Below are 10,820 nucleotides of genomic sequence, written 5' to 3'. Positions count from 1 at the left end.
GGAACATACTCCCTTGTATGATCGGTTCCGTGGTGAATAGGATCATTCCCATGGTCTGCAGTTAGAATCAACAAATCATCATCAGTTAATTTTTCTAGTACTTCTGTAAGTCTATTATCGTATTCTTCAAGTGCTTGACCATAACCTGCAGGATCCCGTCTATGACCGAAAAGAGCATCAAAATCTACAAGGTTTAAAAAGCTCAATCCTGTAAAATCCATATTTAGCGTGTCTTTCAATTTATCCATACCATCCATATTTGACTTTGTTCGAAGAGATTGTGTTATTCCTTCCCCATCATAAATATCAGCGATTTTCCCTATGGATAATACATCATATCCACTGTCCTTAAGCTCATTCATAACTGTCCGCTCAAAAGGCTTCAGTGCATAATCATGACGATTCGCTGTTCGAGTAAATTCACCAGGCTTACCAAGGAAAGGACGTGCGATGATACGACCAACCATATATTTGTCATTCATGGTCATTTGACGAGCCATCTCACATATATTGTACAATTCCTCTAGCGGGACAACTTCTTCATGTGCTGCAATCTGTAATACAGAATCAGCAGATGTGTAGACGATTAATGAACCCGTTTTCATATGTTCTTCTCCAAGTTCATCTAGAATTTCAGTTCCAGAGGCAGGTTTGTTTCCGATTATCTTACGCCCTGTTTTCTCTTCTAGTTCTTGAATCAAATCATCTGGAAATCCATCCGGAAACACTTGGAATGGTTGTTCTATTTTTAGACCCATAATTTCCCAATGTCCAGTCATCGTATCTTTACCATTTGAGGCTTCCTGCATTTTTGTGTAGTAAGCTAGTGGTTGATTTTGCACTGGAATACCCTTTATTTCTCGAATGTTGCTTAAGCCCAGTTTTGCCATATTAGGCATAGTTAGGCCACCCATATGTTCTGCTATATGTCCCAGTGTATCAGCACCAACGTCATTAAATTCTTTTGCATCAGGTGCTTCTCCGATCCCTACCGAATCTAAGACAATTAAAAATACTCGTTTATATGTATAATTTGACATTGATATCCTCCTTTACATTACCTTATTTTACTTTTCCATTTATCATGACATTCCATTCTCGGGAACAACTTGTCAGAAGTCTGACAACCGAACCTTCTCTTCCATTATAAGCTTTAACAAACTGTATTGACAACTACTCTACTAATCTAACCCGAGAAAAAACAAAAATAAAAGCACCTCCTTTTATGGATGGTGCTTTTTATGCACGTGGATGAAATTGTTTATAAACATCCTTTAGCCTTGTTTTGGTCACATGTGTATAAATTTGCGTTGTTGATATATCAGCGTGTCCCAGCATTTCTTGGACAGCTCTTAAATCTGCTCCATTTTCAAGAAGATGTGTTGCGAACGAATGTCGTAAAGTATGAGGAGTTAATTCATTTTGAATATTGGCTTCAAGCGCAATTTTCTTTAAGTTTTTCCAAAAGCCTTGTCTAGAAATTCTTTTGCCATGGTGATTAATAAAAAATGCGTCAGTTGGTTGCTTAGCGCTTATTAATTTTGATCGACCTTTTTCAATATATTCAATCAGAGCTTCCGTCGCTGTCCTGCCGATCGGTACAATTCGCTCTTTATTTCCCTTTCCGTAGCACCTAATAAAGCCCATTGTCAGATGCACATCAGCTAGATTTAAGTTTATCATTTCACTTACCCGAATTCCTGTTGCATATAAGAGTTCAAGCATCGCTTTGTCTCGATAGCCAAATGGATTTGTTAATTTTGGGGTATCAAGTAGCTTTTCAACCTCTTTTAGTGAAAGAATCTTCGGAAGATTTCGCTCTAACTGAGGAGATTCTATCATTACCGATGGATCTTGGTCTGCTTGCTTTTCTCTAAGCAAAAATTGGTGGAAATTTCTAATAGATGCAGTGTGTCTGGCAATTGTTTTACTTGACTTTCCTGTTTCCTTTAATTCTTTTAAAAACTCAATAATATGAAGGCGGGTTACTTGATTAAAGGAAGTAATATGTTGTTTCTCTGATAAGTGCTTTTGATAGCTATTTAAGTCTCGTTCATATGAAACAATTGTATTGTTTGATAAACCTCTTTCTACAATTAAGTAGTGGATAAAATCTTTAATTTGATCCTTCAAATATCTCTACTCCCCATTATCAATAAAGAACATTAGCCTATTATACCAGCTTTCTTCTTCATTATTTACCATGTTTGTTACCTTTAAAGCTGCTCCTTCTGGTTGATCATAGCGATGCATTTCTTGATACTCTAAGTTCACCCAAATAATAGCATAATAGAATAAAATCGTAAATCCAGTAAACAGGATAAATACCTTTATCATATCCCCAACCGTTTTCATCCAGCGAATCATGGGAACCTCCAATAAGTATATTTTTCACACGTTCAATTTCGTTGCTATTTATTTTGTGTGATTATTAGAAGATATGCCAAAAAGGACAAACTTTATACATACTATTTCATTTTAGATCTGCAACTCAATTTTACTGAGGAGGGCTGGGGATTTTATAGATGATAACATAACTAAAAATAAAAAGCCTAACTATAATAAGTTAGACTAGTTGGTTATTCTTGATTTTCTTCTTTTGCCTCATTTTCTTCTTTTTCTTGACATTTTACACAAATGCCATGAAAAGTTAGACGATGATCTTTAATTTTAAACTTCCAGTCACGCTCAACAATTTCTTCAACATCTTCTAAAAGATCTTCCTCAATTTCTGCAACCGACCCACATTCAATACAAACTAGATGATGATGAAAATGCGCCGCTCCTTCTTTGCGAAGATCATACCTGGAAACACCGTCTCCAAAATTTATTTTATCAACAACTTTTAATTCAGTTAACAATTCCAATGTTCGATATACAGTTGCTAGTCCAATTTCGGGGGCTTTTTCTTTTACTAAAAGATATACATCCTCTGCACTTAAATGATCTTCTTCATTCTCAAGCAACACCCGAACTGTTGCCTCACGTTGTGGCGTAAGTTTATAGCTAGCAGTATGTAACTGCTTTTTAATCCGATCAATGCGGTTTTCCATAACACTTTTCCTCCCTCGCCGCGTTCCCAAAACCATTATATATCATTGGCAAGGAAAGTGTCCAACTAAAATGATTTTAATGTAATAAAAATAATGTCTATTATATAATAATAATTATTATTTACTAACAAATTCCACTACATTTTTCATTAAAAACGGAGAAGCATACGCTTCAAAGCTTGATGCAACGACTGCTAGAATGCTTATAAACAAAAAGACAGATACATATCTCATAAATAAAGAAAACGGAGCTTCCATTGAGTTTGTTTTCTTCATAAATAGCTGTTTGATCATTTTTAATGTAAACGATATGGCCACAGAACACATGATAATAAAAGCAGGGATTAATAAAATATTTTGTGGCAACACTGTAACAAATGACAGCAAGAACCCCTTTAATCCTAGCTGATTCACTAAAAATCCTACCGTAAATCCTACAACCATCCCTTTAATAAAGAGCATAACTAATATAACCGGCAGACCGATAATGGAAATTCCAAGTATCCACATTAATCCTAAATATTTTAGATTGTGAAAAAAGCTTTGTTGAAACATGTCTGCTGAACTCGCCACTTTTCCTTCTGCTACTTGTCCAAAAAATCGATTTAAATAATAATAAAGGTCCTCTTTTTGACTCAAGTTCATACTGTTTACAATAATGGCACCAAAAATAACTCCCATTAAAAATAAAACAAAAACAAACAAATATATTGAAGAATGCTCTTTAAGATGCTGTTTAATCGTTGCACTAATCGGCAGTTGTCTTTGCATGTAAAAATTCCTCCCGTTTTTCACTTACTAGAGTATATGAGAGGAACCAGTTTCTATGACTTAAAAATGGTTTTCTTTTATAGTTTACTAGGATATACTACTAAAAAATATTCCATATAAAGGATGTGTCAAGAATGAACCCTATTTTACTAGATTTCCCTACCGAATTCACAACAAAACGTTTACTACTTCGAGCTCCAAAAGCTGGTGATGGAAAAGCAGTAAACGAGGCAATTATTGCATCTCTTCCTGAATTAAAAAAATGGATGCCCTTTGCGCAAAAAGAACCAACTCTCGAAGAAACAGAACAAAATATTCGAGAAGCTGTTGCACAATTTATTTTAAGAGAGGATCTAAGAATTCTCATATTTGACCGCCAATCAGGGCAATTTATTGGCAGCACTGGACTTCATCGAATGAATTGGAAGGTTAGAAGCTTTGAGATTGGGTACTGGATTGATACTAGATACAGTGGTCAAGGGTATATAACGGAAGCAGTTGAGGGGCTTATCAATTTTGCTACTAGCGAACTAAAGGCTAGAAGAATAGAGATTAGGTGTGACACCAGAAATGAACGTAGCCGAAAAATCCCTACTAAACTTGGATTTACTTTGGAGGGAACTTTTCGTTCTGCTGATATGTCAGTTGACGGCAAAAATGTTAGAGATACATTTATTTTTGCTAAAACATTTGAACAACATACCTGATGAAAGGGGGAATTCCCCCTATATTCCCGTTATTTTCCCATACGTTCCTCCCCCACCCGAATTGACCTGTAATCGACCTTCTCTTGCAGCAACAATATATTCTGCTATTTTTTCCGAAACAACTTTTTGAAGCTCTGTCCTAGGTACTTCGTGTAAAATATTCATTTCTGTTCCAAACAAATCTTTCAGCTTTTCAAGTGTTTTAGGTCCAAGCCCTGGAATAAATTGAAGCGGCACTTGATGGATATAAGGTGGGCGGGGATTGTTATTTTTGAGTCCGTTAGATAACTCTTTCAAACGTTTAGAAACCCCTTTTGTGAATCTCTCACTTCCACAGCTTTCACATATTGTTGCACCAATTTCAGGCTTTTGTCCGCACTTCTCACATGTTGTTTCATAGTACTTTCCTAAATATGGATTCAATCCATAATTCGCTACAATACTACGACCATTTTCATTTCGCAATGCGTTCTTTAATTCTAAAAAGTTTGGATCATTTAACAATAACTTTTGATATTCACGACCAATTTTCGGTAATGAGTGAGCGTCCGAATTCGTTAAAAAAGGATAAGTATGTAACTCAGCTATTTGATCCGCCATTTTTGTATCAGAGCTTAGCCCTAGCTCTACTGCATCAAACTGATCTGGGTTAAAAACTTCCTTTAATGATTGAGATACGCCACTACCATATAAGCTCTTATGCGGTGTGAAGATATGTGCAGGTATAAATAATCCGTCTAGCTCTTTTACAACTGTTTGTAATGTTTTTCCGGTTTCATATATCCTTTGTGAACTTAATGTGTTGTTGGTTACTCTTTTAGAAAGCCAGATTGAGAATTCTTTCATTTTTTGAAGTGTTGGAAAATAGACTAAAACATGAATTGGCCCTTTACAGCTTTCATCATAAATTTCTAGCTCACTTCCAAGAATTAGTGTTGTTTGCTGAAATCGTATGCCACCACCTTCTAACTCAACACAACTCCCATCCTCAAGAAGTTTTTCGAGAGTTAAAATGATTTCTGGTACATGACAATCAATGATTCCTACAATATCAATCCCTTTATGTTCACTTGCTTCAATTAATATGTTTTCCAAGGTAAGTGACCTTGAAGCAGTAATTTTCACTGGCTTTCCTGAATTTGTTTGTCCTATATGAATATGTAAGTCAGCAAAATAACTGTTCATAGGTGCTAACATCCTTTAGTTTTATAATTATTTACTTGAATTTTTCACAGTATGCTTTAATCGTAAATACTGAACAGCGTAGGCTGTTTTCGCATCGTAAATTCGTTTATTTGCAATCATTTCTTCAGCTTCCTCTAGTGTTACCTCCATCACCTCAACAAATTCATCCTCATCTAATTCTGCTGCCTCTGAAAGCTTTTCAAGATTTTCCGCAAGAAATAAATGAACAAGTTCATCTGCAAAACCAGGAGATGTATAAAAAGAAATAAGTGGTTCTAAATGAGTACAAGTGTACCCTGTTTCTTCTTCAAGTTCTCTTCGTGCTGTCGTTTCAGGTTCTTCCCCTTTTTCTAGTTTTCCGGCTGGGATTTCCACTAAATTACGTTCTAATGGCTTACGAAATTGCTCTACCATAACAATTTTATTTTCCGGAGTAATCGCTATAACTGCTACAGCCCCTGGATGCTTAACAATTTCTCTTGAACTTGTCTTTCCGTTTGGAAGTTCAACTTGTTCTACATATAAATCAATAATTCTGCCTTTATAAATCTCTTTAGATGATAATGTTGTTTCGTTCAGTTTCATCGTTACTTCAGCTCCTGTTCTATAAGCTTTTTTATCCTCATACATTCTATCATATCTTAACTGGAAGGGAATGGATTGCCGGGTGAAAATCTATCGACATGATCAAGGAATCACTCTTGTAGGTAAGGCTTGGGAAATCAGAGCAAAATTAAAAGAATATGCAAGCATTTACTCAACGGTGAATGAATGGGTTCAAAACGAAAAGCACAATAAAAAGAAAAGAAATCGTCGTGGCACCTTTACTAATAACAATTTTAATTAAGAATGAACAGCAGGGTCTTTTTCAGTTGATTTTCACCAGGCTTTGTACTAATCTCAATGATATGACTTGATATTATACTGGAGTGATTATGTTTGCGAAAAAGACAACTCGGTAAATCTGATTTATTTGTGAGTGAAGTTGGCCTTGGTTGTATGTCACTAGGTACAGAGGAAAAACATGCCCTTTCACTTGTTGATAGGGCAATTAACTTGGGGATAAATTATTTAGACACAGCTGATTTATATGATGCAGGTGTAAACGAGGAGCTTGTTGGTAAAGCGATTAAACATCAACGTAACGAGATAATCTTAGCAACAAAAGTCGGAAACAAGTGGAAAGAAGATAAAACAGGCTGGACATGGGATCCATCTAAGGCATATATAAAAACCGCTGTCAAAGACAGTTTAAAACGTCTACAGACAGATTATATTGACCTTTATCAGTTACATGGAGGCACAATTGAAGATCATATTGATGAGACGATTGAAGCCTTTGAAGAATTAAAGCAAGAAGGTGTCATTCGATATTATGGTATTTCCTCTATTCGCCCTAATGTGATTAAGGAATATTTGAGCAAATCGAACATAGTTTCAATTATGATGCAATACAGCTTATTGGATCGTCGTCCAGAAGAATGGTTTTCTATCATAAAAGAGCATAATGTAAGTGTCATTGCCCGTGGTCCGCTTGCAAAAGGACTTCTTACTAAAAAACCTTTAGGAGAAAAATCAACATCTAAAGGCTACCTAACTTATTCAGAGGCTGAGCTAAAAAGTGTACTATCTATGTTAGAACAAGTAGACTCTAACCATACTATGACTGAACTAGCTATACAATATTGCCTACACCAAGATGTAGTTGGTACTGTTATACCAGGAGCTAGCAAGTTAAAGCAATTAATTGAAAATGCTGAGGCAGGATCCTCAGAAAGACTGTCACAGCAAACCTATGAACAGCTACAAACACTCACAAAATTTGATAAATACGCACAACATCGTTAAAGTTTAAAAGCGGAGTTAACCCCCGCTTTTAATTTTTTCATTTGAACTCTTTCCATGATAGTGAGCTTTCATTAAAAAGCTCTTCAAAACTTTTATTTTTCTCTCTTTGCTTTCTCTCCTCAATCCGTTTACGCTCAAGAGCCGCCTCTTTTTCTTCATGCTCTTTTGTTAAATCCTTTTTTACGGCCTTCAATTGTTCTAAAAGATCATTATTTAAATGATCTGATAAAGATACAGCTTGATCATCCTTTTTCTTTTTGTTTGATTTCTTCATCTAAGTTGCCTCCTCTTACCCTCAATCTATTAAAAATTATAGCAAATTTATCACAGTTTTAACTACTCGTACCTCTTGTTTTAATTAGCCAATAATTAGAAATAAAACATCTACTAACCTAAACGAATGAATATGAAATGGGATTAAATAGTGCAATTGTATAAATTGCTGATCTATCAGACATTTTAATGAAAGAAAGGAGAGATGTAATATGGCAAAACAACGTGGACAAAAAGGCAAACCAAATTCTGACACAACCAATAATAAGATGGCAGCGGAAGAAATGGAAAAGGCTATTCATCCAACAAAAAGACAAAACTCACCGCAATAATTACTGAAGACAGGCTTAACGCTTGTCTTCTTTTATTTCATAACGGATTATTGGTGAACACCTTCTTTTCATGTAAAATAAAAGGTATGTTCATTTAGGAGGCTTTTCATGAAAAAAATATTAACGACTATCCTAATCATCCTTTCGTATGTTTTAATTGTTGGCTTTTTCTTTACGAATAAGATGATGTACATCAAAAAGAAGAAAGATGAAGACATCATTAACAGAGAAACAAAATATGGTTTTTATAATCAAAAAGATTTTGACTCTCTTGATAAAAGAGATTTCTCTATTACTTCTCAATTCGGATATCAAATTAAGGGAGCTCTTTATGAACCACATCATACTAATCGGTACATTATTATTTGTCATGGTGTAACAGTTAATCGACTAAATTCAGTTAAATATATGAATTTATTTATCAAAAAGGGCTGGAATGTATTAATTTACGATCATCGACGCCATGGTGAAAGTGGAGGTAAAACCACAAGCTATGGTTACTATGAAAAATTTGACCTTCAGACTGTTGTTAACTGGCTAAAAAATGAGGTTTGTGAATCACTTATTTTAGGTATACATGGCGAATCTATGGGAGCAGTTACTACTCTACTTTATGGTGGGATGGTTGAGGATGGAGCTGACTTTTACATAGCCGATTGTCCGTTTTCTGAACTAGAAGCTCAACTTCTTTATCGCCTTAAGGTCGAATTTAATATTCCTGGATTTTTGGTTATGCCAATTGCTAAACCATTTGTTAAGCTTCGTGACCGGTATTCACTTAAAGATGTTTCCCCAATTAGCATAATAAATAATATCCATAATCCTGTCCTCTTTATTCATAGTAAGGATGATGACTACATACCTGTTGATATGACGAAGCAACTATACAATAAGAAAGCTGGCTATAGAAAGCTCTATATTGCTGAAAAAGGCTCTCACGCAATGTCATACGCTGAAAACCGTGAGAAATATTCCGAAGTAATAGATGAGTTTCTTGAGGATATTGGTGTAATCTCTAATGTTCAACTAGGCACTAACTAGTTATTCTAATCATGAATATACATATTGGCCTAATCACAACTAGGCATGTAGGTGTGATCAGGCCTTAAAATACCACTAATCCTCCTTTTTCTTCCCACTCTACTATTTATCCCACACGCTTTTTTCACTTCTTTCAATAGAATAGTTTATCAGGAACTTCTAATATGCTAATATAATAAAAGTATTTAGTTAGAATAGCTTTAGAAGGAGATTGATTTATGACAATAATTGAAAATATCATTAATGGAACAAATACATTGTTATGGTCGTATGTATTAATCATTATGTTAATTGGGGCAGGAATTTATTTTACTGTTCGAACAAAATTTGTTCAATTTCGAATGATAGGCGAAATGGTTCGCTTATTAGGTGAAGGTGCAGCTGCTAATAAAAAGGGGGTTTCATCTTTTCAGGCATTTTGTATTAGTACGGCCTCTCGTGTTGGTACTGGTAACCTTGCTGGTGTTGCCATCGCAATTACAACAGGAGGACCAGGAGCTGTTTTTTGGATGTGGCTAATTGCCTTAATTGGCTCCGCATCTGCCTTTGTTGAAAGTACACTTGCACAAATCTATAAAATAAAAGACGGGGACACATTTCGCGGTGGTCCGGCCTATTACATGGAAAAAGCACTAAACGCTCGTTGGATGGGTGTGACCTTTGCTGTATTGATAACGCTAACTTTTGGCTTAGCTTTTAATTCTGTTCAGGCAAATACAATTACAAGTGCTTTTCACTCATCATTCGGTATTAGCAAGGTACTAATTGCTATTATTTTATCTATTATCACAGCGATTATTATCTTTGGTGGGATTAAAAGAATTGCCAAGGTATCTGAAATTATTGTACCAATTATGGCAGGAGCCTATATTCTTATTGCTCTATTCATCATGCTAACAAATATTACAGAAATCCCAGGTGTTTTTATATTAATATTCGAAAGTGCCTTTGGACTTAAAGAGGCTGCAGGTGGTGCTTTAGGTGCCGCAATGATGAATGGAATCAAACGAGGTTTGTTTTCAAATGAAGCTGGGATGGGAAGTTCACCTAATGCTGCAGCTACCGCGGATGTCAGCCACCCTGTTAAACAAGGTTTAATTCAAGCACTTGGGGTGTTTGTTGATACGATTATTATTTGTAGTTCAACTGCATTTATCATCTTGTTATCAGGTCTTTATACTTCTCAAGAATCAGATGGTATTATCCTAACACAACAAGCACTAGAAACTTCTATAGGATCATGGGCTGGAATTTTTCTTGCGTTTATCGTTCTTATGTTCGCATTCAGCTCTATCGTCGGGAACTACTATTACGGAGAATCTAATATTGAATTTATAAATCAAAAAAAGATCTATCTTATTATTTATCGTATTGCTGCTGTATTTATGGTTGCTTTTGGATCATTAGCTTCCTTAAACTTCGTGTGGAGTTTAGCCGATATGTTTATGGGCCTAATGGCAATTATTAATTTAATCGCCATTTCAATACTTGGCAAAATTGCATTTTCTGCACTTAACGACTATACAAAGCAAAAAGCAAATGGAAAAGATCCAGTCTTTGATAAAACCTCTATTAAAGGTTTAAAAAATGTTGAAGCTTGGGAAAAGCCA

The 10,820-nt window shown here is 35.3% G+C and carries 12 protein-coding genes and 1 pseudogene; 5 read left to right on the top strand and 8 right to left on the bottom strand.

Translation table 11 applies throughout. The features are described from left to right. From deoB to spoIIM, 5 genes are all read right to left on the bottom strand, one after another. The coding region (gene deoB / locus ACEWK1_RS26065) for a phosphopentomutase (RefSeq protein ID WP_416636792.1) at positions 1 to 1,040 on the bottom strand (1,040 nt) is incomplete at its 3' end. Positions 1,041 to 1,239: 199 nt separating this feature from the next. Beyond that, the gene (gene xerD, locus ACEWK1_RS26060; RefSeq protein WP_212138409.1) at positions 1,240 to 2,133 is read right to left on the bottom strand and encodes a site-specific tyrosine recombinase XerD; all 894 of its coding nucleotides are present in this window, start codon (positions 2,131 to 2,133) and stop codon (positions 1,240 to 1,242) included. Between the two features lie 6 nt (positions 2,134 to 2,139). Further along, positions 2,140 to 2,367 carry a YqzK family protein gene (locus ACEWK1_RS26055; protein WP_098797190.1) on the bottom strand — a complete coding sequence of 76 codons (228 nt, stop codon included), beginning with the start codon at positions 2,365 to 2,367 and terminating at the stop codon, positions 2,140 to 2,142. Between the two features lie 212 nt (positions 2,368 to 2,579). After that, positions 2,580 to 3,053 (bottom strand): Fur family transcriptional regulator, encoded by a 474-nt coding sequence (locus ACEWK1_RS26050; protein WP_098797189.1) that lies wholly within the window; start codon positions 3,051 to 3,053, stop codon positions 2,580 to 2,582. 117 nt (positions 3,054 to 3,170) lie between these two features. Then, positions 3,171 to 3,824, bottom strand: a complete 654-nt coding sequence (gene spoIIM / locus ACEWK1_RS26045) for a stage II sporulation protein M (protein WP_121662666.1) — start codon at positions 3,822 to 3,824, stop codon at positions 3,171 to 3,173. 134 nt (positions 3,825 to 3,958) lie between these two features. On the opposite strand from spoIIM, the gene ACEWK1_RS26040 reads away from it, so the two are divergent. Then, complete coding sequence (locus ACEWK1_RS26040; RefSeq protein WP_121662667.1) at positions 3,959 to 4,531, top strand: GNAT family N-acetyltransferase; 573 nt, start codon at positions 3,959 to 3,961, stop codon at positions 4,529 to 4,531. 18 nt (positions 4,532 to 4,549) lie between these two features. On the opposite strand, the gene ACEWK1_RS26035 is transcribed toward ACEWK1_RS26040, so the two are convergent. After that, positions 4,550 to 5,716, bottom strand: a complete 1,167-nt coding sequence (locus tag ACEWK1_RS26035) for a TIGR00375 family protein (RefSeq protein ID WP_121662668.1) — start codon at positions 5,714 to 5,716, stop codon at positions 4,550 to 4,552. A 27-nt stretch (positions 5,717 to 5,743) separates the two neighbouring features. Next, entirely contained in the window at positions 5,744 to 6,346 is a 603-nt protein-coding gene (locus ACEWK1_RS26030; RefSeq protein WP_373995105.1) for an NUDIX hydrolase, read from the bottom strand. 37 nt (positions 6,347 to 6,383) lie between these two features. On the opposite strand from ACEWK1_RS26030, the pseudogene mciZ reads away from it, so the two are divergent. Both mciZ and ACEWK1_RS26020 read left to right on the top strand, forming a co-directional pair. Beyond that, a pseudogene (gene mciZ, locus ACEWK1_RS26025) lies at positions 6,384 to 6,494 on the top strand (Z-ring formation inhibitor MciZ); the annotation flags it as partial. 161 nt (positions 6,495 to 6,655) lie between these two features. After that, entirely contained in the window at positions 6,656 to 7,564 is a 909-nt protein-coding gene (locus ACEWK1_RS26020) for an aldo/keto reductase (protein ID WP_121662670.1), read from the top strand. A 37-nt stretch (positions 7,565 to 7,601) separates the two neighbouring features. Here ACEWK1_RS26020 and ACEWK1_RS26015 read toward each other — a convergent pair whose 3' ends face one another. After that, a complete protein-coding gene (locus ACEWK1_RS26015) occupies positions 7,602 to 7,838 on the bottom strand; it encodes a YqkE family protein (protein ID WP_121662671.1) in 237 nt (78 codons plus the stop codon). A 439-nt stretch (positions 7,839 to 8,277) separates the two neighbouring features. Between ACEWK1_RS26015 and ACEWK1_RS26010 the strand changes: the two genes are divergently transcribed. Next, a complete protein-coding gene (locus ACEWK1_RS26010; protein WP_416636791.1) occupies positions 8,278 to 9,210 on the top strand; it encodes an alpha/beta hydrolase in 933 nt (310 codons plus the stop codon). Between the two features lie 218 nt (positions 9,211 to 9,428). Further along, the coding region (locus ACEWK1_RS26005) for an alanine/glycine:cation symporter family protein (RefSeq protein ID WP_416636790.1) at positions 9,429 to 10,820 on the top strand (1,392 nt) is incomplete at its 3' end.

The organism is Metabacillus sp. YM-086 (assembly GCF_048059995.1).
Taxonomy (GTDB): Bacteria; Bacillota; Bacilli; order Bacillales; family Bacillaceae; genus Metabacillus; species Metabacillus litoralis_B.
The sequence above is the reverse complement of the archived record's forward strand: the minus strand, read 5'-3'. Positions and strand labels throughout refer to the sequence as shown.

Excerpts from the sequence above, each read along its gene's own strand:
- ACEWK1_RS26015 (WP_121662671.1), bottom strand. The coding sequence starts at position 7,838 with ATGAAGAAATCAAACAAAAAGAAAAAGGATGATCAAGCTGTATCTTTA.
- ACEWK1_RS26040 (WP_121662667.1), top strand. The coding sequence starts at position 3,959 with ATGAACCCTATTTTACTAGATTTCCCTACCGAATTCACAACAAAACGT.
- ACEWK1_RS26010 (WP_416636791.1), top strand. The coding sequence starts at position 8,278 with ATGAAAAAAATATTAACGACTATCCTAATCATCCTTTCGTATGTTTTA.
- ACEWK1_RS26050 (WP_098797189.1), bottom strand. The coding sequence starts at position 3,053 with ATGGAAAACCGCATTGATCGGATTAAAAAGCAGTTACATACTGCTAGC.
- spoIIM (WP_121662666.1), bottom strand. The coding sequence starts at position 3,824 with ATGCAAAGACAACTGCCGATTAGTGCAACGATTAAACAGCATCTTAAA.
- ACEWK1_RS26035 (WP_121662668.1), bottom strand. The coding sequence starts at position 5,716 with ATGAACAGTTATTTTGCTGACTTACATATTCATATAGGACAAACAAAT.
- ACEWK1_RS26055 (WP_098797190.1), bottom strand. The coding sequence starts at position 2,367 with ATGATTCGCTGGATGAAAACGGTTGGGGATATGATAAAGGTATTTATC.
- ACEWK1_RS26030 (WP_373995105.1), bottom strand. The coding sequence starts at position 6,346 with ATGTATGAGGATAAAAAAGCTTATAGAACAGGAGCTGAAGTAACGATG.